Origin of the sequence: Nocardioides marmoriginsengisoli (assembly GCF_003725695.1) — a bacterium.
In the GTDB taxonomy this organism is placed as follows: Bacteria; Actinomycetota; Actinomycetes; order Propionibacteriales; family Nocardioidaceae; genus Marmoricola; species Marmoricola marmoriginsengisoli.
This window is the reverse complement of record NZ_RJSE01000007.1, coordinates 582,028-603,437: the sequence shown is the minus strand read 5'-3', so window position 1 is coordinate 603,437 and position 21,410 is coordinate 582,028. Positions and strand designations below refer to the sequence as shown.

The 21,410-nt window shown below is 72.7% G+C and carries 17 protein-coding genes; 6 read left to right on the top strand and 11 right to left on the bottom strand.

All coding sequences use genetic code 11. The features are described 5' to 3' along the window. Positions 1-5: 5 nt before the first annotated feature. Positions 6-2,219, top strand: a complete 2,214-nt coding sequence (locus tag EFK50_RS11445; protein WP_148046126.1) for a beta strand repeat-containing protein — start codon at positions 6-8, stop codon at positions 2,217-2,219. Positions 2,220-2,274: 55 nt separating this feature from the next. Here the strand turns inward: EFK50_RS11445 and EFK50_RS11440 are convergent, their stop codons facing one another. The 4 genes from EFK50_RS11440 to EFK50_RS11425 form a co-directional block, all read right to left on the bottom strand. Beyond that, positions 2,275-3,714, bottom strand: a complete 1,440-nt coding sequence (locus EFK50_RS11440; protein ID WP_123227678.1) for an MFS transporter — start codon at positions 3,712-3,714, stop codon at positions 2,275-2,277. Positions 3,715-3,815: 101 nt separating this feature from the next. After that, positions 3,816-5,909 carry a bifunctional polysaccharide deacetylase/glycosyltransferase family 2 protein gene (locus tag EFK50_RS11435; protein WP_123227677.1) on the bottom strand — a complete coding sequence of 698 codons (2,094 nt, stop codon included), beginning with the start codon at positions 5,907-5,909 and terminating at the stop codon, positions 3,816-3,818. Between the two features lie 7 nt (positions 5,910-5,916). Then, positions 5,917-6,447, bottom strand: coding sequence for a hypothetical protein (locus EFK50_RS11430; protein ID WP_123227676.1), 531 nt, complete (start codon positions 6,445-6,447; stop codon positions 5,917-5,919). Between the two features lie 32 nt (positions 6,448-6,479). Beyond that, entirely contained in the window at positions 6,480-7,067 is a 588-nt protein-coding gene (locus tag EFK50_RS11425; protein ID WP_123227675.1) for a TetR/AcrR family transcriptional regulator, read from the bottom strand. A gap of 70 nt (positions 7,068-7,137) precedes the next feature. Here EFK50_RS11425 and EFK50_RS11420 point away from each other — a divergent pair, with 70 nt between their 5' ends. Then, positions 7,138-7,566, top strand: coding sequence for a VOC family protein (locus EFK50_RS11420; protein WP_123227674.1), 429 nt, complete (start codon positions 7,138-7,140; stop codon positions 7,564-7,566). A 12-nt stretch (positions 7,567-7,578) separates the two neighbouring features. Here the strand turns inward: EFK50_RS11420 and EFK50_RS11415 are convergent, their stop codons facing one another. From EFK50_RS11415 to EFK50_RS22195, 3 genes are all read right to left on the bottom strand, one after another. Continuing rightward, a complete protein-coding gene (locus EFK50_RS11415; RefSeq protein ID WP_123227673.1) occupies positions 7,579-8,424 on the bottom strand; it encodes a 3-hydroxybutyryl-CoA dehydrogenase in 846 nt (281 codons plus the stop codon). A 110-nt stretch (positions 8,425-8,534) separates the two neighbouring features. Beyond that, on the bottom strand, positions 8,535-11,345 hold the full coding sequence (locus EFK50_RS11410) for an ATP-binding protein (protein ID WP_183407776.1): 2,811 nt from the start codon (positions 11,343-11,345) through the stop codon (positions 8,535-8,537). A gap of 110 nt (positions 11,346-11,455) precedes the next feature. Then, positions 11,456-12,073: a TetR/AcrR family transcriptional regulator gene (locus tag EFK50_RS22195; RefSeq protein WP_183407775.1), complete on the bottom strand. Its 618-nt coding sequence runs from the start codon at positions 12,071-12,073 to the stop codon at positions 11,456-11,458. A 97-nt stretch (positions 12,074-12,170) separates the two neighbouring features. Here EFK50_RS22195 and EFK50_RS11405 point away from each other — a divergent pair, with 97 nt between their 5' ends. Further along, on the top strand, positions 12,171-13,181 hold the full coding sequence (locus EFK50_RS11405) for a hypothetical protein (RefSeq protein WP_123227671.1): 1,011 nt from the start codon (positions 12,171-12,173) through the stop codon (positions 13,179-13,181). A 39-nt stretch (positions 13,182-13,220) separates the two neighbouring features. Here the strand turns inward: EFK50_RS11405 and EFK50_RS11400 are convergent, their stop codons facing one another. From EFK50_RS11400 to EFK50_RS11390, 3 genes are all read right to left on the bottom strand, one after another. Then, entirely contained in the window at positions 13,221-14,123 is a 903-nt protein-coding gene (locus tag EFK50_RS11400) for a hypothetical protein (protein WP_123227670.1), read from the bottom strand. A gap of 30 nt (positions 14,124-14,153) precedes the next feature. Beyond that, positions 14,154-14,924, bottom strand: a complete 771-nt coding sequence (locus EFK50_RS11395; RefSeq protein ID WP_123227669.1) for an SDR family NAD(P)-dependent oxidoreductase — start codon at positions 14,922-14,924, stop codon at positions 14,154-14,156. Between the two features lie 73 nt (positions 14,925-14,997). After that, positions 14,998-16,482 (bottom strand): aldehyde dehydrogenase family protein, encoded by a 1,485-nt coding sequence (locus EFK50_RS11390; protein WP_123227668.1) that lies wholly within the window; start codon positions 16,480-16,482, stop codon positions 14,998-15,000. Between the two features lie 76 nt (positions 16,483-16,558). Here EFK50_RS11390 and EFK50_RS11385 point away from each other — a divergent pair, with 76 nt between their 5' ends. From EFK50_RS11385 to EFK50_RS11375, 3 genes are read left to right on the top strand one after another with little or no spacing between them, the layout of a single operon-like run. Then, on the top strand, positions 16,559-17,776 hold the full coding sequence (locus EFK50_RS11385) for a CaiB/BaiF CoA transferase family protein (RefSeq protein WP_123227667.1): 1,218 nt from the start codon (positions 16,559-16,561) through the stop codon (positions 17,774-17,776). A gap of 30 nt (positions 17,777-17,806) precedes the next feature. Then, positions 17,807-18,106, top strand: coding sequence for a hypothetical protein (locus EFK50_RS11380; RefSeq protein ID WP_123227666.1), 300 nt, complete (start codon positions 17,807-17,809; stop codon positions 18,104-18,106). A 1-nt stretch (position 18,107) separates the two neighbouring features. Next, positions 18,108-18,758: a histidine phosphatase family protein gene (locus tag EFK50_RS11375; protein ID WP_123227665.1), complete on the top strand. Its 651-nt coding sequence runs from the start codon at positions 18,108-18,110 to the stop codon at positions 18,756-18,758. Positions 18,759-18,761: 3 nt separating this feature from the next. Here the strand turns inward: EFK50_RS11375 and EFK50_RS11370 are convergent, their stop codons facing one another. Further along, the gene (locus tag EFK50_RS11370) at positions 18,762-21,392 is read right to left on the bottom strand and encodes an NAD-dependent epimerase/dehydratase family protein (RefSeq protein WP_123227664.1); all 2,631 of its coding nucleotides are present in this window, start codon (positions 21,390-21,392) and stop codon (positions 18,762-18,764) included. Positions 21,393-21,410 lie beyond the last annotated feature (18 nt).

Here is a 21,410-nt window from a genome sequence, read left to right as displayed (position 1 = left end):
CCCCGGTGGCAACTCTTCGGAACAAGTACGTGACCCTGGTCGCGATGCTGGCGGGGCTCCTCGTAGCCACCACCGGTCTCGCGACGACCGCGGACGCGGCAACCGCTCGCAAGGTCACCATGGTGGCCAGCCCGACCGCGGCCGTGACCGGTTCCTCGGTCACCCTGTCGGGCGTCGTGACCAACACGCCCGTCAACAGCGTGATCAACATCCAGCGCAAGTCCGGCCTGAGCTGGGTCAAGGTCACCACCACCAAGACCACCAACGCGGGTGGCGACTTCTCGGTCGCGATCACCCTGCCGGCCACCGCCGCGGCGTACTCCTACCGCGCGGCGGTCCCGCTGACGACCACCCGCGGCCCGGCCCAGTCGCCGGCCGTCGCGGTCACCGCGCTGCGCCCGATCACCACCACCATCAAGGCCACCCCACCCACGGTCAGCGCCGGCGGCACCAGCACCATCTCCGGCACCGTCACCCCGTTCGCGGCCGGCACCGCCGTCTCCATCGAGAGCCGCTCCGGCAGCACCTGGTCGGAGGTCGGCACCACCACGCTCTCCGCGACCGGCGCCTTCAGCAAGGACGTCACCTCGGACGCCACCACCGACTACCGGGCCACCATCGCGCGGGCCGGCCTGATCAGCGGCGGCTCCACGGCGACCGCGACGGTGATCGTCGGCGAGGCCCCGGTGGTCACCACCACCGAGCTCGCCGACGGCGACCAGGGTCTCCCCTACTCCGACACCCTGACGACCTCCAGCGAGGACGACGGCACCTGGTCGATCTCGGCCGGCGCACTGCCCGGCGGCATCACCCTCGACCCCGACACCGGCGAGCTCTCCGGAACCCCCACGGCCTCCGGCACGTTCGACCTGACCGCGACCTACACGGCCGAGTCGACGCTCTCCGGCAGCAAGGCGCTGTCCATCACGATCAGCCCGCTTCCGGAGATCACCACGGCATCGCTGCCGGACGCGACCCGGGCCGAGGCGTACACGACAACCCTCACCAAGACCGGGTTCGACGGCACCTGGGCGGTCACCGGCCTCCCGTCCGCGCTGACCATCGACGCCGACACGGGAGTCCTCTCCGGCATCCCGCCGCAGCTCGGTGACCTCAACGCGGTCGTCACCTTCACCGAGACCGAGACCGGCCGGGTCGCCACCAAGACGCTGACGCTGCACGTCGGCGGCACCGGTGTCGCGGTCACCACCGCCTCGCTCCCGGACGCCACCTACGGTCGCGCGTACTCCGCCACGCTGAGCAAGACCGGCGGCGCCGGCACCTGGTCGGCCACCGGCCTCCCGTCCGGCCTGACCGTCGACGCGAGCACCGGCGTCATCTCCGGCACCACCCAGACGCTCGGCACCTTCACGGTCGCGGCGACCTTCACCGAGACCCTGACCGGCACCTCCGGGTCGAAGTCGCTCAGCCTCAAGGTCGGGACCACGGCTCTCGCGGTCACGACCAGCGCGCTGCCGGACGGCACCCAGGGAACGCCGTACTCGGTGACCCTGACCCACAACGGCGGACCGGGCACCTGGTCGTCGTACCCGCTGCCGGACGGCCTGACCCTGAACGCCGCCACCGGCGTCATCTCGGGTACGCCGACCGTCACCGGCACCTTCAGCGTGTACGTCGGCATCACCGAGACGGCCACCGGCAAGGTCGCGGTCAAGGGCTTCGCCCTGGTGCTGGCGCCGAGCGCGGTCATCACGACCACCTCGGTCCCGGACGGCGTCACCGGCACGGCCTACAGCCAGCAGCTCGCCAAGACCGGCGCCGCCGGTACCTGGGCCGTCACCAAGGGCAACCTGGCTCCGGGCGTGTCGCTGTCGGCCTCGGGCCTGCTCTCCGGCACCCCGACGGCGCAGGGCGACTTCGGCTTCACGGTCACCTTCACCGAGACCGGCACCGGATACTCCGACACCCAGGTGCTGCTGCTGCACGTCTCGGCGCCGAACTCGCCGGTGATCAACACGACCTCGCTGCCCGACGGCAAGGTCGGGGTCGCGTACTCCGCGACGCTCTCCGGGGTCGGCACCGGCAACTGGACGCTGACCTACGGGTCGCTGCCGGCCGGGCTCTCGCTGAACTCCGGCACCGGCGCGATCACCGGAACGCCCACCACCCCGGGTGACTCGCTGATCGTGGTCAAGTTCACCGTCGGCGCGAACTACAACACCAAGGCACTGCTGATCCACATCAACCCGGCAGGCTAGATCGAGCACCAGAAGGGCGGCTCCGGCGATGCCGGGGCCGCCCTTCTGCTTGTCCTCACGCCGACGCGTGCGCCGGATCGTCCTCCTCGACGACCGCCGGACTCCTCAGCAGTACGGCGGCCAGCACCGCCCCGACCAGCGCCACCACCGCGGCACCGACGAAGGCCGCCGAGTAGCCGTCGGTGAGTGCGACCTTGTCGCCGAGCTCGTCGGCGCCGTGGGCCGCGGCGATCGCCGTCATCACCGCCAGGCCGAGCGCCGAGCCCACCTGGTAGCTGGTGTTGACGATGCCGCTGGCGAGTCCGCCCTCCTCCGGCCGGGCCGCCGCGATCGCCGTACCCAGGGTCGGGATGAAGGCCAGGGACATGCCCAGGGCCGCGACCAGCGAGGCCGGCAGCACGTCGACCGCGAACGAGCCGGCCGGGTCGATCAGCGCGAGCCAGCCCATCCCGACGGCCAGCAGGAGCAGGCCGGCGACGGTCGATCGCACCAGCCCGAGGACCGCCATCACCCGCGGCGCCAGCACCACCATGCCGAGCATGATCAGCGCGGTCATCGGGAGCAGCGCCGCGCCCGAGGGGAACGCCGAGTAGCCGAGCACCTGCTGCAGGTAGAGGTTGAGGAAGAACCACATCGGGATCCAGGCGGCGCCCAGCAGCAGCTGGGCGAGGTTGGCCGCCGCCAGGTTCGGCGCCGAGAAGATGCCGAGCCGCAGCAACGGGTCCCGACCGCGCGCCTGGGTCACCACGAACGCGGCCAGCAGGACGACGGCGAGTCCCAGCACGCCCCAGGTCTGCGCCGAGCCCCAGCCGACCTCGGGCGCCTTCACGACGGCGTACACGGCGGCACCGAGTCCGCCGGTCACCGTGACCGCGCCGAGCAGGTCCACCCGACGTCCCTGCGCCGGTGGCGCACTCGGGAACAGCCGCGGTGCGGCGACCAGGATCACGATCGCGATCGGGACGTTGATGTAGAAGACCCACGGCCAGGAGAGGTACTCGGTGATCACGCCGCCGAGGAACACCCCGGCAGTGCCGCCGGCGGGCGCGGCCGCTCCGTAGACGGCGAGCGCCTTGGTGAGCTCCCCAGGCTTGGCGCCGAAGAGCATGAACAGCAGCGTCAGCGCGGACGGCGCGATCAGTGCGGACCCGGCGCCCTGGACGGCCCGGCCGATCAGCTCGACCGCCGGGTTCGTGGCGACCGCAGCCAGCACGGAGCCGACCAGCAGCACCACCCAGCCGGCGCTGAAGACCCGGCGAGCACCGAGCACGTCGGAGAGCTTCCCGCCGAGCAGGAGCAGCCCGCCGAGCGCCACCACGTAGGCGTTGAAGACCCAGGAGAGGTTCTGCGGGGTGAAGCCGAGGTCGGCCTGCATCTCCGGCAGCGCGACTCCGATGATCGAGGTGTCCATGATGACCATGAACTGGGCAGCGGCGATGACCGCCAGCCCGAGCCATCGGCGGTCTGGTGCCGCCGACTCCGAATTCGACGCCATGGCGTCCTCCTTAGATTGATACCCTAGGGGGGTATATGTATCAGGAGTGGCCAGGGTCGCGCAAGTACCCCCTAGGGGTACCTGCGCCGTGAGGACGGAGCTCAGACCGGAGCCGACTCCAGGTCGCCGGTACGACGCAGCTTCTGCCAGCGCAGCCGGATCCCGTAGAGCGCGCTGGCGGCGGACTGGATCACCACCAGGTACATCAGCTGCCGGTAGACGAACTGCTGGAGCACCAGGCTCCACAGCGGGCCGAGCCGCTCGCGGTCGAGGACGAACGCGTAGCCGGCGGCGACGTACTGCAGCGCCAGGAACCCGAGCCAGACGTAGGCGATCGTGGGCGACGGCAGGAAGACGATCGCGTAGAGCGCGGCGACGTCGATGACCGGCGCCAGCAGCGGCAGCAGCACCTGGAACGCCAGCAGGTAGGGCAGTCCGCGACGTCCGAGCTTGCCGGAGGCGCCCCGCTCGACGACCGCGCGCCGGTGCTTCCACATCGCCTGCATGGTCCCGTAGCACCAGCGGTAGCGCTGCCGCCAGAGCTGGCCCAGGCTCGCCGGCGCCTCGGTCCAGGCCCGGGCCTCGGGCGCGTAGACCACCCGCCACCCGCCGCGGCAGATCGCCATCGTCAGGTCGGTGTCCTCGGCCAGGGTGTCGTCGCTGACCCCGCCGACCTGGTCCAGGACCTCGCGCCGGAAGGCGCCGATGGCACCCGGGACGGTCGGCATGCACTGGAGCACGTCGAACATCCGGCGGTCCAGGTTGAACCCGATCACGTACTCGATGTGCTGCCAGCGGCCGAGCAGACCCCGGCGGTTCCCGACCTTGGTGTTCCCGGAGACGGCGCCGACGCGGGGATCGGCGAGCGGTGCCACCAGCGCCCGCATCGCGTCCGGCTCGAAGACGGTGTCCCCGTCGACCAGGACCAGCACGTCGTGGCGCGCCGCCGCCACCCCGGTGTTCAAGGCGGACGGCTTGCCGCCGTTCTCCTGGCGGATCAGCCGGACGCCGGGCAGGTTCAGCGCCTCGACGACCGCCGCGGTCCCGTCCGTGGAGCCGTCGTCGACGACCAGCACCTCGAGCTCGGGGTAGTCGCTCGCGACCAGCGACTTCACCGCGGCGGCGATCCCGAGCTCCTCGTTGTACGCCGGTACGACGACCGAGACCGGCGGCAGGTACTCCTCCCCCGCGGCGCTCGTCGGCTGCCGTGCGTGACGGCGCGCCAGCAGCAGGAGCAGGAGGGTCCGCAGCGCCGCCAGCACCGCCAACCCGAGGAACGCCACCCGCAGCAGGTCGACCACCGCGTTGGACATCCGGACCACGCCGATCGTCAGAATCCCGCGGATCTCCTCGGCCCGGCTCGCCCGGTGCCAGGCGGACGGCACCTGGACGGCTTCGCTGACCGTGTCGAAGACGTACCCGCGGGCTTGGAGGGTGACAATCAGGCGCTCCAGCGCCGCGACCGTCTCGGAGCGGTTGCCGCCGCCGTCGTGCAGCATCACCACGGCGCCGTCGTTCCCTGCCGGCGTACCGTCTCGCACGATGTCGCCGACACCGGGCTTCCGCCAGTCCTCGGTGTCGAGGTCGGTGTAGACGACCCGGTAGCCGGTCATCCGCTGCAGCGACCGCCAGTCCGACCCGGTCACCGCCTCCGCCCTCGACGAGAACGGCGGCCGGACCAGGTCGGTGGTGTGCCCGCTGGCCGCGGCGATCGCCAGCTGGGTCTGGTCGAGCTCGAGCCGCAGCCGCCACGGCGCGATGTTGGCCAGGTTCACGTGCGTGAAGGAGTGCACCCCGACCTCGTGCCCCTCGTCCCGCATCCGGCGCACCAGCTCCGGGCGCTCGGCCACCATCGACCCGATGACGAAGAAGGTCGCCTTGACGTCGTACCGGTCGAGGACGTCGAGGATCTGCGCCGTCCACGTCGTGGGGCCGTCGTCGAAGGTCAGCGCGACGTGGCCGGCGGGGACCCGCAGACCGGCCTCCACCCGACTGGGGTCGACGATCGGGCCGCCGTCGAGGATGGCGTCCGGCACCCGCACCGAGCTCGGCTCGGACTCCGGCGCGTGCTGGCTCTCACCGAGCTGGCCGCCGGTGAAGCCGGCGACCACGAGCAGCACCAGCACCAGGACCAGCAGCAGGCCGAACAGGACCCAGTGCGCCCGCGGCTCGCGGCGTTCCACCCGAGAACCCATCGACGGGCTACTTGAGCTTGCCGGGCGGTGTCTTCTCCGGACCGTTCGGCGTCTTGGTCGGGTTGTTGCGGGGCGCGTCGCTGGACGCGGCACCGTGGTTGGCCTTGGACCCGGGGGTGGCCGAGGGGGTCGCCGCCGGCGGAGTCGTCACGGGAGCCTTCGTCGGCCCGCTCGACGGTTTCGCAGCGGTCGTCACGGCGGGACCACGGGTGCCGGCCGGTCGTCCGCTGGACGACGTGGGGCCGGAGGTCGGCGTCGGCACGCTCGGCCCGCTGGTGACGTCGGGCTCCGCGCTCGGGTCGTCCTTCTCCGGAGCGTCAGCGGCCTGGCGCGGCGACGACGTGTCGGCCCCGGGGAGCGCGAACGGCCCGGGCAGCTCGGGGAGCGGCACGTGGGTGACCAGGCTGAAGACGACCGCCGCGCCGGTCAGCGCGATCGCTCCGATCAGACCGCGAACGGTCCACGTGAGCAGACGCCGGCGGGCACCGGAGTCATCGGTGAAGACCGACGTCGAGTCGGAAGGTCGAAGAGATCTCATCTCTACGTGCAGCGACAAACGCGGTCATAGTGTCACTCATCCGGATTTGCGCCCTTCAGGGTCCGCTCCAGGAGCCACGCCATCGCCGCCCGGGTCTCCGCCGCGTCGGCACCGGCATCGATCGCCAGCGCGGCCCGGTCGAAGGCGGCCGCGAGCAGCGGAGCCAGGGCATCGAGGGCGACCTCGCCCCGGCCCGCCCCCGCCTGCTCGAGTCCCTGGCGCAGCGTTCTCGCCGAGGTCGCGTCGTCGAGCGCCTGCAGCTCCGCCGTACCGAGGACGGCGGGGCCGTCGATCAGCAGCAGCCGGGTGCGGCCGGGCACCATCATCGCGTCCAGGTAGGCCCGGCTGCCCTCGAGCAGCGCCTCCCGCGGGCTGAGCCGGTCGGGCGTCACCGCCTCGATGTCGGCCGCCACGGCCTCGCCCTCGCGCTGCAGCACCTGCCGGAACAGGTCCCGCTTGTCGACGAAGTGGTGGTACAGCGCACCCCGGGTCACCCCGGCGGCCGTCGCGATCTCCGGGGTCGAGGTGTCGCCGTACCCCTGGCCGACGAAGAGCGCCCGCGCGGCCTCGATCAGGGCCAGCCGGGTGGTCTCGGTGCGCTCGCGATTGGTCCTCGCCATTTACATACAGCCTGTCTGTAAGTTACGGTCAGCGTACATACAGTCTGTATGTTACTAGAGAGGATCGATCGTGAAGGTGACGAGCTACTACCCCGTCGTGATGACCACCGACGTGGCCGGGACGGCGGACTTCTACCAGGAGCACTTCGGCTTCCGGGCACTGTTCACCGCCGACTGGTACGTGCACCTGCAGCTGCCCGACGACCCGCGGGTGAACCTGGCCGTCCTCGACGGCGCCAACCAGACCATCCCCGCCGTCGCCCGCGGACAGGTTGCCGGCGGGCTGCTGCTGAACTTCGAGGTCGAGGACCCGGACAGCGCCTACGAGCGCCTGCGCGCGGCCGGCCTGCCGATCCTGCTGGAGCTGCGCGACGAGCCCTTCGGCCAGCGCCACTTCATCACCAGCGACCCCAACGGCGTGCTGATCGACATCATCAAGCCGATCCCGCCGAGCGGCGAGTACGTCGAGCAGTACGCCGAGGGTGCGCTGCCGGTCTGATCCGCCGGCGGATCACTCGTAGGTGAAGAAGCCTCGGCCGGACTTGCGGCCGAGGAGACCCGCGTCGACCATCCGGCCGAGCAGCGGCGGGGATGCGTACAGCGGCTCCTTGAACTCCTCGTACAGCGACCCGGCGATCGCCTGGGTCGTGTCCAGGCCGATCAGGTCGGCGAGGGCGAGCGGTCCCTGCGGGTGCGCGGCACCGAGCACGAGCCCGCGGTCGATGTCCTCGGCCGTCGCGAATCCCGACTCGAGCATCCGGATCGCGGAGAGCACGAACGGGATCAGCAGCGCGTTCACGACGAAGCCGGCCCGGTCCTGGCAGTCGATCGCGGTCTTGCTCAAGCCCTTCTCGACGAACTCCCGCGCACGCTCGGTCGTCTCCTTGGCGGTCAGCAGGCTGGGCACCAGCTCGACCAGCGACAGCACCGGGACCGGGTTGAAGAAGTGGATGCCGAGCACGTTCTCGGGCCGGCCGGTGGCGACGCCGAGCTTCATGATCGGGATCGAGGAGGTGTTGGAGGCGAGGATCGCATCCGGCGAGGTCACGATCGCGTCGAGACGCTGGAAGAGGTCGACCTTCTCCGTCTCGCTCTCGACGATCGCCTCGACGACCAGGTCGCGGTCGTGCAGCGCGTCCAGGTCGGAGGTCACCGCGATCCGCGCGAACACCGCGTCGGCGCTGGCGATCTTGCCGCGTGCCGCGGCCCGGTCGAGCGACGTGCGCAGCCGCTTGGTGCCGGCGGCGACACCGGCGTCGCTCGTCTCGACCACGATCACGTCGCGCTCCGCCCGGGCGCACACCTCGGCGATCCCGGCTCCCATCAGGCCGCAGCCGACGACACCTACCTTGTTCACGTCACACGCCTCCCTGCACGAACGAAATACTAGGACGCCCTACTATCTCACCTCGGCCTCCACCACCTGTCCGCGCCCTCCGGACGGGCGGTCGTTGCGGCGTCCTCGGATCAGCGGGGTTCGAGGTGACCGGCGGTGAGCTCGTCGCGGCTGCGGATCCCGAGCTTCCGGTACGCCGCCGACAGGTGCGTCTCGACGGTCTTCCGGGTGACGTGCAACCGGGCCGCGATCTCGCGGTTGCCGGACCCGGCGAGGGCGAGCTCGACGACACGGCGCTCGCTGGGCGTCAGTGTCCGCGGATCCGAGCGGGAGAGCCGGACCCCGGTAGCAGCCAGCTCGGCACGGGCGTAGTCGGCCAGCGGTACGGCGCCGGCGCCGTCCAGCAGGTCGGCCGCGGTCCGCAGGTGCTCCCGCGCCGCCGCCTTGGCGCCGTCCCGGCGGAGCAGCGCGCCGAGGGTGAGCTCGCCCGCACCGGCACGCAGCCCGCTGCCGCTCTCCGCGAGCACCTCGACACCGCGGCGCGCCAGCGCGATGCCCTCGGCCGGGTCCGCCGTCACGCTGCCGAGCAGGCAGAACGCCTCGCCGACCAGGTGCCGGACACCGCTGGCCTCGCAGGCCGCCAGGTGCTCCTCCGCGAGCGTCCGCGCCTCCGGAAGGCGGTCGAGCGAACGCAACGCGTCGATCGCGACCGGTCGCCACGGCACCCACGTCGGGGAGTCGGCACCCAGCGCGCCGAGCAGCGCGTGCAGCCGCTCCGCCGCCGCCAGCGCCCCGGCGTCGTCACCCTCGGCCCGGCATACCTGGGACCGGGCGTCCCAGACCAGGGCGGCGCCGGTGACCGGCGTGGCCGGATCCAGCTCGGCGGGGAACCGGTCCAGGATCGCGCGGGCCTCGGCGACCCGCCCCTGCCGGGCCAGCGTCTGCGCCAGGCCGCTGTGCCCGAGCATCTGGATCAGCAGCCCGCCGTCGTGGTGCGCGAGCATCGCCTGGAAGTGCTGCTCCGCCTCGGGCAGCCGGCCGGCGTCGGCCTCGGCGAGCGCCCGCACGAAGTGCGCCGCGATCATCCCGGCCACCGACCCGTTGGCCTCGGCGAGGGCCAGGCCCGTGTCGGTCTGCCGGCGGACCTCGTCGTACTCGCCGATCCGGCCGAGGAACAGGCGCGGCCACACCCAGGCGCCGCTCTCCATCGACTGCTCCGACGCGGTGCCGTCCCCGATCACCCGGCCGATCAGGTCGCCGATCTTCGCCGCCGGCTCGTTGGCGCTGGCGGCGACGAACACCTGCTGGATCAGGACCAGTCGCTCCGCCGGTGTCGCACCCGGCAGGTCGGCGACCTCGGCCAGCCGTTCCCGGGCCCCCGCGACGCGGTCCGGGACCAGCAGCGCGACGGCGGCCCAGGTGGCGACCAGGGTCAGCTCGAGCTCACGGTCGCCCCCGCGGACTTCGTCGAGGGTGCTGCCGAGGAGGTCCGCCGCGTCGACGTGCCGTCCCCCGAACCCGTACGCCGCAGCCAGCGGCAGTGCCCGCAGCGCCCGCAGCACGGGGTCCGGGGTGAGCGCGTGCGCCCGGGCCAGCGTCTGCGCGCAGCCGGGATCGAACGCCCGCAGCTGGGCCAGGCCGAGCTCGTGCAGCACCTCGGCCAGGTCGTCCTCGGGAGGAGGTTCGGCCACGGCCCGCTGCAGCAGCGCCATCGCCGACTGCGGTGCCCCGACCCCGATCGCGGCGGCGGCCGCCTGGCGCAGCACGCCCACCGCCCAGGGGTCGCCGACACCCGACGAGGCGAGCAGGTGCGCCGCCGCGGCGGAGAGGTCCGGCCCCGGCTGGGCGGCCAGGATCCGGGCCGCTCGCCGGTGCAGCTCGTCGCGGACGTCAGGGCCGATCACGGCGTACACCGCCGAGCGGAGCAGTGCGTGCCGGAACCGGAGGCCGCCGTCCTCGGCGAGCAGTCCCGCGCGACGCAGACGATCGGCTGTCTCGGCGTCCACGTCGTCGTCCGCCAGCGCGGCGGCGACCGGCAGGGCGGTGTCGTCGAGGACGGCGATCGCCCGTGCCAGTGCCTGCTCCGCCGCTGAGAGACCGGTCAGCCGAGCGACCATCAGGTCGACCACCGAGGCCGGGACGGCAGCGCGGACCTGGTCGGCACCGACGACCGGAGCGTCCGCGAGTGCGCCGGCGAGGGCGTGCACCAGGAACGGGTTCCCGCCGGTGACGTCGAGCACCGCGGCAGCCGCGCCGTCGGGCACCGATCCCCAGGCCTGGACGAGCACCGCGTCGACGCCGGCGGCCGACAACGGGCCGAGGCGCAGCACCACGGCGTCGCGGTCGGCGACGAGCGCGGACATCGCCGGCGTCCGGTCGACGGACTCGTCGCGAGCGGAGACCACCAGCGCGACCGGGAGCCCGGGCAGCCGATCGCGCAACGAGCCCAGGAAGAGCAGCGACTCCTCGTCGGCCCACTGCGCGTCGTCGACGCCGAGCAGGACCGGACCCGAGGCCACCAGGTCGGTGAGCAGCCAGCCGAGGCTGTGCACCATGTCGCCCTGGGCCGGAGGCTCGGCGCGTGCGCCCCCGCCTCCCCAGAGCTCGTGCAGGGCCAGCCGGGCCGGGCCGGCGGCGAGTGCCTGCCGGTGCTCGGGCGTGACCGCACGGACCGGTTCGTCGAGGAGCCGGCGCACCACCCCGAAGGGCACCCGCGCCTCCAGCTGCCCGGCCGAGGTGAGCCAGGACCGGGCACCGGCGTCCCGGGCGTGCTCACCGAGGGCGCGGACCAGCGAGGTCTTGCCGACGCCCGCCGGACCGAGGACCCGGGCCGAGCCGCCGCGGCCGCCGACGGCGGCGGTCAGGATGCCGTCGAGCAGCCCGAGTTCGAGGTCGCGCTCGACCAGGGTCCGAGAGGCCGAGGCCGAGAGTGGGGGCCGCACCCGACCTACGGTAGACGCGCGGCGGTTCCCCGCTGACGGTATCCACAGAGAATTCGCCGGCTGATTTCGCCGCCGGCGCTGCGCCTCACGGCCCGGCGCCACCAGGTCGCTCAGCCGCCGTGCAGCTCGCGCAGCCGCGGCAGGTAGTGGCCCTCCCAGGAGCGCACCACCTCGTCGACCACCTCGGCCTCCTGCATCGGCCACCCGGAGACGAACCAACCGAAGCAGATCCGCTCGAGCTGGAAGAACATCAGCGCCAGGACCAGGTTCGCGCGCCGGGCCACCGCCGCCGAGGGCCAGGTCGTGTCGCCGAGCAGGCCGCCGACGAAGAGTGAGCGGGTCGCGTCGATCGCCTCCTCGAGCCCCGGCTCCATCGCCGAGGCCTCGTGCCAGAGCTTGAAGGCGTCGATCTCCTCCCGGTAGTAGCCGATCATCCGGCGCGCGGTGACGACCAGCTCGTCGCGGCCGAGCTCGTGCAGCGCCTGCGGCGGCAGCAGGCCCGCGGAGCGCTGCCGGAGGTCGTCGATCACGGCGCGGGCGAGCTCGGACTTGCCCGAGAAGTGCAGGTAGAAGGTCGCTCGGCTGACCCCGGCACCGGCCACCACCTGCTCCACCGTCATCGCGCCGTACCCGTGCTCCGCGGCGCACCGGGTCGCCTCGTCGAGCAGCAGCTGCCGGGTCGCGGCCTTCTGCTGCTGGCGCAGCGTTCCGCGGGAGGTGGTGGACACGGCGGCGAGTGTAGTACAGAGTGTCCATTCACAAGACATAGTGTCTAGTGACTAGCCAGTACGACCAGCCCGTGCTCACCCCAGGAGGAGCAACGCAATGACCACCGAAATCGGCGACTTCCAGCACCGCGCCCTGACCGCGCCGTACGACTCGACGATCGCCGTCCACCACCCGACCCGGACCCCGTTCGGCCTCACCGAGCAGGTCCTCTACCTGTACGGCGGCTGGCGCGAGGCCGACGGCACCCTGCACGTCTTCGAGCGCAAGTTCATCGGCCCGATGACCGCCGGCCTCTGGCTGATGAAGTGCGACCAGACCGCTGTCCAGATCAACCCCGAGTCCGCCCGCACCGTCCGCGGCGAGGTGAAGCGCGAGTACACCGACGAGTCGGTCCTGCTGCACGGCGCCATGATGGAGAAGGTCGGCGCGTCCGGGGGCGCCTTCAGGTTCCACGTCACTCCGGGCAGGTTCGAGTGGGAGGAGAACGACGGTCTCCTCAAGCTCACCGGCACCCTGGTCGGCCCCGGCGTCCAGATCTTCGCCCCCGACAACGACGAGCCGATCCTCTACGTGAGCGAGCTCTACAAGGTCGTGGGCAACGTCGACGGCCAGGACGTCGAGGGGTTCGTCTTCTACGACCACTCGTACTGGCCGGCCGGGATGGACTGGAAGGAGTTCAAGGTCTTCAAGGACCTGCAGCTCGGCTGGCAGGCGTTCGCCAACGAGTACGAGGACGGGTCGATCGAGTGGGGCCACCTCTGCATCGGCCGCGAGGGCTTCAACTTCACCGGCGTCTGCAGCGCCGACGGCCCGGTCTCGATGACCTCGGGCAGCGTCGGCGGCATCGACCTCGGCGAGAACGACTGGGCCCAGCGCGCCACCTGGAAGGCGCCGGACGGCAACCAGTGGACCTTCGAGCTCGAGGACGGCGGCACCCTGGCCGGCTTCACCGAGGCCCGCTGGGGCGGCTACCGGGCCCAGGCCGGCCACACCCGCCGGCTGGACGACGACCGCAAGGTCAAGGTCGGCTTCAGCTGGCTGGAGACCTTCGGCGACCGGATCCGCGAGTCCGCGATCCCGGGTGTCGACGAGGTGCTCGGAGACTGACGCGTCGGGCTCGGGTCGTTCCCGCGACCCGGGCCCGGCTCAGCGCGGGGCGACCACGGGCACCCGGCCCACCAGGGGACGCAGCACCGGCTCCACCACGCGGGCCAGGAGCCCGAGGTCGACGAGCATCATCACCGCACCGGCGAGCCGCTGGTCCGCGACCACACCCAGACCGCTTCCCGGCACCATCGGGACCAGCCGGTCGCCGGCGAGGAGCAGCACCAGGCCGATCACCGCTCCGGTCTCCAGCACGGCGACCAGGAGCAGTGCCCGCCAGCCCGGCGGCAACCGGAACCGGACCACGCTGCTCCAGAACGCCAGCCCCGAGGCCAGCAGCACCGGCGCTGACCACCACGTCAGCCCGTCGCCGGCCAGGTACCAGTGATGGGTCGCCGGCAGGTGCAGCGTGACCAGCAGGAAGCCCGCGACGGCAGCCGCGGCGAGCGCCAGGAACCCACGCACCACCACCCAGAGGTCCTCGGCCGGCGCCGCGTTCACCCGGGCGCCGACGATCGCCACCGGCCCGACGACCAGGGCCAGCTCGACGACGACCATCATCAGTGCGTGCGAGGCAGCGGCCGCACCGCTCACCGCGACCAGGGCGGCCACGACGGCGACGCCGACACCGACGAGCCCGACCGGATGCCGGGCACGACCGGACCAGCGGAGCCCCAGGACCGCCACCAGGGCGGTGAGGGTGACGGCGCAGACCGTCCCCAGGGTGATCGCTCCGGCCGCGGGGTCCGCGGCCAGGTGGTGCAGGTGACCCGCGGGCGCCGAGCCGTCCGCCCGGCGTACGAGCACGACCGCGACCGCCGCCTCGACCAACCCGAGCAGCGCGATCGGCACCACCGGCAGCCGGGGCGCCCGGGCCGGGTCGCCGATACCCAGCCGACTGGAGACCGGCGCGAGCAGGCGGAGCAGCAGGAGGCAGCAGGCCACCGGACCACCTCGCTCTCTCGCCCCTGGCAGCTAGGAGCGCTTCTCCATCGCCTCGGTCAGCGCCCAGGTCAGGCGCGGTGAGGTTCGCCGCAGCGCCGCGACCGCGGTCCCGTTCGGGCGGACCAGCTTCTTCCGCCGGCGCATCGCGCGCTCGATCGCGGCCACGGTCCGCTCCGGATCGCCGATCAGGATCTTCGCCAGCCGCGGGCTCATCGCCGTGATCGCCTTCGGACCGTCGGACGCCTGCTGCAGGAGCGGCGTCCGGATGGCCCCCGGGGTCACCAGCAGCACCGAGACCCCTTGCGGGGCGGCCTCGTGGGCGAGCACCTCGGCGTAGTAGTTGATCGCCGCCTTCGACGCGCCGTACGCCGCGAACTTGCGGCTCGGCACGATCCCCGCCGTGGAGCCGAAGAGCACGATCTGCCCGGAGCCGCGGGCGAGCATCGCCGGCAGCACGGCGTCGACCGCGTTGACGGTGCCGCCGTAGTTGATCTCCATGAGCCGGTTGATCCGCTCGGCGCCCATGTCGGCGACGTCGCCGCCGGGCATGATCCCGGCCGCGTGGAAGAGCAGGTCGACCGGCTGCCGGGTCTCGGCCGCCGCCAGGACCGATCGGCACCATGCCAGGTCGGTGACGTCCCCGACCTCGCAGACCACGCCCGGATCACCGGCGTAGGCGCCCTTGAGCTCGGGGCTCAGGTCGAGCGCCGTCACGGCCACCCCGCGCGCCCGCAGGTTCCTGACCTCCACCGCACCCATGCCGCTCGCGGCTCCGGTGACGACGGCGTGCTTGAACTCCATGACTGCTCCTCGTTCGACTACCCTCGAGAATGCCACAATCCGTTAACTGAATAAACCCTTATTGGCGGAGATCTCAGCCGGCGTGGAACTGGATCGCCTTGGTCTCGGTGAAGTCGGCGATCACGTCAGGGCCGAGCTCGCGGCCGACGCCCGAGCGCTTGTACCCGCCGAACGGCGCCCACGGGTTGAGGCCGCCGACGCCGCCGTTGATCGTCACCGTGCCGGTCCGGATCCGCCGGGCCAGCTCGAACGCGGTGCCGGTGTCCCGGGTCCAGATCGACCCGCCGAGCCCGTACGCCGAGTCGTTGGCGATCCGCACGGCCTCGTCGTCGTCGTCGAACGGGATCACGACCCCGACCGGACCGAAGATCTCCTGCTGCGCGACCTCCGCGTCACTGGCGACGTCGGTCAGCAGGGTCGGCTCGTAGTAGTAGCCGGCGCCCTCGGGACGCTTGCCGCCGCAGACCAGGGTGGCCCCGGCGTCGACCGCACGGTCGACGAACCCGGCGACCCGGTCGCGGTGCTGGTCCCGGATCAGCGGCCCGACCATTGTCGCCGGGTCGACGGTCGCGCCGATCGGCAACCGGGCCATCGCCGCACTGGTGCGGGCGACGTACTCGTCGTGGATCGAGCGGTGCACCAGGTGCCGGGTCCACAGCGCGCAGCCCTGACCGGTGAAGAGGGTCAGCTCGCCTGCTCCGCGCGGCGCCACCACGTCCAGGTCCGCGTCGGCGCGCACGACCATCGCGGACTTTCCGCCGAGCTCCAGGACGACGTGCTTGAGCGTGCCGGCGGCCTGGGCCATCACCTTCGCGCCGACGACGTCCGACCCGGTGAAGGTGACCATGTCGACCCGCGGGTCGGTGGTGAGCAGCTCGCCGACCTCCAGCCCGCCGGTGACGACGTTGAGGACCCCCGGGGGCAGCTCGGCCTCCTCGACGGCGGCCGCGAGCAGCAGCGCCTCGACGGGAGTGAAGTCGGACGGCTTCAGCACCACGGTGCAGCCGGCCCCGAGCGCCGGCGCCACCTTCATCACGTTGAGGAAGAACGGCGCGTTGTACGGCGTGATCGCGGTGACCACGCCGCGCGGCTCGCGCTGGATCACCCCGCCGCCGAGCAGCCGACCGTGCCGGCCGACGGTGTTGGTGACCTGGAGCGGGACCAGCTCCTCGAAGCGCTCGGTCCGGTCGATGCAGTAGTCCAGGACCCGCATCGGAGCGTCGAACTGGCTCGCCCTCGCGATCGTCACCGGGACGCCCACCTCGGCGACCACGGCGGCGACGATCTCGTCCACCCGCGAGGACAGCGCCTCCTGCAGCCGGCGCAGGCCCGCCGCGCGCTCCTTCGGCGAGAGGCGCGGCCACGGTCCGTCGTCGAACGCGGCCCGCGCCGCCGCCACCGCCCGGTCGGCCTCGGCCGCGCCGCCCCAGGGCGCGGTGCCCACGTCGGTCGCGGTCGCCGGGTCGTGCACGGCGACCGATCCGTCCGTCGGCACCCAGCGGCCGCCGATGTACAGGCCGGCGAAAGCGGGCACGGTGGGCGGGGTGGTGAGAATCATCTGCACTCTCTTTCCCAGAGGGCTCGAAATAGATTACCCATTTAGTTTATTCTGACGCGGAGACGAGGGAGGCGCAATGGGCGTGATGTCGGGGATCCGCGTGGTCGAGCTGGCCACCTGGGGGTTCGTGCCGTCCGCGGGCGTCGCGCTGGCCGACTGGGGGGCCCAGGTGATCAAGGTCGAGCACCCCGGGCACGGCGACCCGATGCGCGGCCTGGTCCCGTCCTCCCTCAAGGCCGCCGGCCCGGACGCGGTCAGCTTCATGTTCCAGACCTTCAGCCGCGGCAAGCAGAGCGTCGGCCTCGACCTCAAGGACCCCGGCGCCCGGGACGCGCTCCTCCGGCTGGTCAGCACCGCCGACGTGTTCCTGACCAACTACCTCCCCGGCGTACGGGCCAAGCTCGGGATCGACGTCGACGACCTGCGTGCGGTCAACCCCGATCTCGTCTACGTCCGCGGCAGCGGTCTCGGGCCGGCCGGCGAGGAGGCGGACAGCGGCGGGTTCGACCTGGCGTCGTACTGGTCGCGCGGCGGGCTCGCGCACGCCTCGACCCAGCCCGGCGACGCCTGGCCGCCGAGCCTCCCCGGCTCCGCCTTCGGGGACCTTCAGGCCGGCCTGTACGCAGCCGGCGGGGTGGCCGCCGCCCTGCTCGAGCGCGAGCGCACCGGCGTCGCCCGCGTCGTGGACGTCTCCCTGCTCGGCGCGGCCGCGTGGTGCACGGCCCCGCACATCGCCGCATCCTCGCTCTACGACCTCGACATGATGCCGATGCGGCAGCACCCGGACGCGAGCAACCCGATCACGAACACCTACCGCACCGCCGACGACCGGTTCGTCGCGCTGGTGATGCTCGAGTCCGACCGCTTCTGGGCACCGCTGATGACCCTGGCCGGGCGCGAGGACCTCGCGACCGATCCGCGCTTCGCGACCGCGGAGGCGCGCGCGACCCACAGCACCGTCTGCGTCGCGGCCCTGGACGCCCTCTTCGCCGAGCGGCCCCTGGCCGCCTGGACCGAGCTCCTCGCGCAGCAGCAGGGCGTCTGGGCGGTGGTGCAGAGCCCGCGGGAGGTGTCGACCGATCCGCAGGTGGTCGCGAACGGCTACGTGCAGGACCTCCAGATCACCCCGGCGACGAGCATGAAGGTGGTCAGCACTCCGACGCAGTTCGACGGCGAGCAGCCCGCGCCGACCCCGGCGCCCGAGCTGGGCGCCGACACCGAGGTGCTGCTGCTCGAGGCCGGCCTCGAGTGGGACGACATCATCGCCCTGAAGGACCGCGGCGCGATCACCTGATCGCCCGGACGAGAAGGAAGCAGGAAAGCAGTGCTGAAGCCAGGGACCCGCTACCGGAGCCAGGTCTGCACGACGGAGGTCATCGTCGTGCGCCCCGCCGACATCACCCTCCACTGCGGAGGGCACCCGGTGGTCGAGCTGGGCGCCGACGCGGACCCGACCCTCACCCTCGACCCAACCGCGGCGACGGGCTCCCTGGTCGGCAAGCGCTACACCGACGGCAGCGGAACGCTCGAGGTCCTGGTGACCAAGGCGGGCCCGGGAGCCCTGGGCGACGGCAGCGCCCTGCTGGTCGTGAAGGACGCGAAGCCGCTCCCCTCGAGCGACTGACGTGACCGCGCGCCGGGTCGAGCATGTCCACCTGGTCCGCCACGGGCTCCCCGTCGAGGTGACGGACACGGCCGACCCCGACCCCGACCTCAGCGGCTACGGCCGTCGCCAGGCCGAGGCGGTCGCCACCTGGTGGGACGGGCGGACGGTGAGCGGCGTGCTGACCAGCCAGCTGGCGCGGGCCCGGCAGACCGCGGACCCGCTGCTCCGGAGCCTGGGAGCAGGCTCCCAGGAGGATCCGGGGCTCGCCGAGTTTGAGATCGGTGCCGACTTCTACCTCCCGATCACCGACCTGCACCTGGCCGGGGAGCACCCGAAGATCGCCTGGTGGCGCGCCCGCCTGGGAGACCCGGGCATCCAGCGCGCCCGGGCCGCGTTCCACAGCGAGGCAGTCGCCGCGTTCGAGCGGGTCACCGACGTCACCGGCACCGACCCGCTGCTGGTCTTCACCCACGGCGGGTTCGTGGCCGCGGTGGTCAGCCACGCCCTCGGCCTCCCGGCCGCGGTTGCCCTCGACGCCGACTACGCCTCGATCACAACCCTGCGCCGCACCCCGCGCGGCGGCTGGACGGTGGTCTCCTTCAGCGAGACCCAGCACCTCGCGCCGCTGGGCGCCCCGCGCCAGGCCCGCGGCATCTCGCTGGAGACCTGAGGGTCAGTCCTCGACCGGGGTGACCGTACCCGCGCTGCCGTCGACCTCGACGAGCTGGCCATCGCGGAGCGCGGCCATCACCCCGTCGACGCCGACCACCGCCGGGACGCCGAACTCACGGGCCACGATCGAGGCGTGCGACATCATTCCGCCGATCTCGGTGACGATCGCGCCGGCGATGCCGAAGAACGGCGTCCAGCCGGTGTCCGTGGCCCGGGCCACCAGCACCTCGCCGGGCTCGATCTCGTCGTCGGGCGAGACCAGCATCCGTACCGGTCCGCGGTAGACGCCGGGCGAGACCGCGGCGCCGGTGAGCACGCCGCCGGCGCTCTCCTCCGGGCCGGCGTCGTCCAGGTCGATCGCGTGCTCGAACCGGGTCGGCAGGCTCAGCGCCTGCAACCGCGCGCGCTCGGCGCGACGCCGCTCGACCAGCGGTCCGGCCTCGCCCGCAGTGACGGTGAACAACTCCTCGAAGGTCAGGTAGCAGACGTCGTCGCGGTGCTGCACGACCTCCTGCCGGACCAGCCGGTCGCCCCACTCGCGCAACGCCTTGCGGAGCTGGTCGATGGTCAGGCTCACCGCGTCCCGAGCACGCTCGCGCCGGCCGATCGCCTTCGCGGTCGCGGCCGCCAGGCGACGCTCCCCCGGGCTCCCCGCGGCGTACGACGGCCGCTCCCGGACCCCGGTCGTCAGCACCCCGGCGACAGCCCGGAGCAGCAGGTGCGGCGCGTCCGCGTAGGTGGGGTTCGAGAGCTCGGTCTCGCCCGGTCCGCGGTGCCCCACCTGGGCGAGCAGGGCGCGGACGGCCGCGGCGAACCGGGGAGCGTCCGCCTGGACCTTCTCCCAGGTGGCGTCGGTGACCTTGCCGGCGAGCAGCCCGCGCACGGTCGCGTCGCCGGTCGCCCGGACGGCCAGGTCCTGGACGCCCTTCAGGGTCGCCCCGCTCGCGAGCTCCTCGGCGCCCTGCGACACCGCTGCCAGGGCCGCCGCGCCGTACCGGCGCTCGAGCAGGCCCGAGGGCGCGCTGACCATGAACGTGCAGGTGTTGCCGACCTGCCAGGCGCGGATCAGCTCGTCCCAGAGCATCTCGATCCGGTTCAGCAGGGCGGCGTCCGGCATCGCGGCGAGCCCGGCGGACTCGGCGGCGAGCTCCCCGGCGCGACCGACGATCTCGTCGACCGCACGGTCCAGCCGGGCGAGCCGCGGACCGGCGACCGCGGCGAACTTCGCCATCCCGAGCACATCCCCGAGCGACGGCTTGGGACGGACCCAGCCCTCCGGGAAGTCGCGGCCGTTGATCTGGTGGTCGAAGTCCTCCGGCGTCTGCCCGGGGACGGAGACCACCATCTCCCGCATCACCGAGGTGTTCTGGTACAGCTGGTGCCCGAAGATGCCGACCTGCTGGTGCCGGACCAGGTCCTTGACCCGCTCGTCCAGCGGCAGCAGCCGGGCGACCACCTCGGCGCTCATCAGGATCGTGTCGCTGGCCAGCTGCAGCGACAGCGGCGTCATCGGCCCGGGGAACGCCTCGGCCAGGTTCGAGCAGGTCCACTCCGGGTACGCCGGGTCCGGCCGCCGGGTGTCGAACTCACCGAGCTGCCCGGGCAGACGCTCGGCCCCGTCCTGCTCCCCGACGAACGGCGCCGGCCGCTCGGTGGTGCGGTCGAGCGTGGTCAGGTTCCGGATCCGCTTGAGCGCCAGGAACGTGTAGCCCCTGTTGGTCCGGCCCTGGTCGTCGATCGCCTCGCGCGAGGACCAGGCCGGCTCGAAGCCGAGCTCTCCGTTGAGGCGGGCGGTGTCGGCCACCGGCCAGTGCAGGAAGAGGTGGAAGAGGGCGTCGATCGACTCCGCCTGCCCGTTCACCTTCGCCAGGGCGCCGAGCACGGATTGCAGCGGCCGGGTCGGGGTGTGCAGCGAGGGACGCTTCGCGCGCGCGGCGATCTCGGTCCAGGTCAGGGTGTCGGCGGGCGCCAGGTTCACCGCTCCGGTGGCGGTGTGCCCGACGGCGTGCGCGAAGAAGCGGCCGACGTCCTCCTGGTGGATCATCTGGATCTCGACCTTGCCGCCGAGGTCCGGGACGACCGGCTGCCGGTAGACGTTCGCCGGCCCGTTGTAGGTGTTGCGGCCGACCACGACCGTGGGCCGGACGCGGAGCGCCGGCGCACCGGACTCGGCGATCATCCGCTCGGCCTGCGCCTTGTGCCACTCGTAGATCATCGCGCGGTGCGGGTCCAGCGGCTCGTCCTCGGTGAACCGGCGGCCGTCGTGCTCGGGGTGCGCGCCGTACGCCGTCACCGACGAGGCGAAGACCAGCCGGCCGCAGCCGGTGTCCTGCATCGCGTCGAGGACGTTCCGGGTCCCCCCGATGTTGATCGGCTCGGCCTCGGCCTCGGTGACGGTGCCGCTCAGCACCCAGGCCAGGTGGACGACGGCGTCGCACCCCTGCATGGCCTTGCGGACGCTCTCCTGGTCGGCGATGTCACCGGCGACGAACCGCACACCGCGCGGCAGGTGCGCCGGCTCGCGGCGCGCCATCGCCAGCACGTCGTACCCGGCGCGCGCCAGCCACTTGCCGGTGGCGATGCCGAATGCTCCGGTGCCGCCGGTGACGAGTACTCGTCCGCCCTGGCCCATGGTCGGTCTCCGATCTGC

Excerpts from the sequence above, each read along its gene's own strand:
- EFK50_RS11440 (WP_123227678.1), bottom strand. The coding sequence starts at position 3,714 with ATGGCGTCGAATTCGGAGTCGGCGGCACCAGACCGCCGATGGCTCGGG.
- EFK50_RS11435 (WP_123227677.1), bottom strand. The coding sequence starts at position 5,909 with ATGGGTTCTCGGGTGGAACGCCGCGAGCCGCGGGCGCACTGGGTCCTG.
- EFK50_RS11430 (WP_123227676.1), bottom strand. The coding sequence starts at position 6,447 with ATGAGATCTCTTCGACCTTCCGACTCGACGTCGGTCTTCACCGATGAC.
- EFK50_RS11425 (WP_123227675.1), bottom strand. The coding sequence starts at position 7,067 with ATGGCGAGGACCAATCGCGAGCGCACCGAGACCACCCGGCTGGCCCTG.
- EFK50_RS11405 (WP_123227671.1), top strand. The coding sequence starts at position 12,171 with ATGACCACCGAAATCGGCGACTTCCAGCACCGCGCCCTGACCGCGCCG.
- EFK50_RS11395 (WP_123227669.1), bottom strand. The coding sequence starts at position 14,924 with ATGGAGTTCAAGCACGCCGTCGTCACCGGAGCCGCGAGCGGCATGGGT.
- EFK50_RS11390 (WP_123227668.1), bottom strand. The coding sequence starts at position 16,482 with ATGATTCTCACCACCCCGCCCACCGTGCCCGCTTTCGCCGGCCTGTAC.
- EFK50_RS11385 (WP_123227667.1), top strand. The coding sequence starts at position 16,559 with ATGGGCGTGATGTCGGGGATCCGCGTGGTCGAGCTGGCCACCTGGGGG.
- EFK50_RS11370 (WP_123227664.1), bottom strand. The coding sequence starts at position 21,392 with ATGGGCCAGGGCGGACGAGTACTCGTCACCGGCGGCACCGGAGCATTC.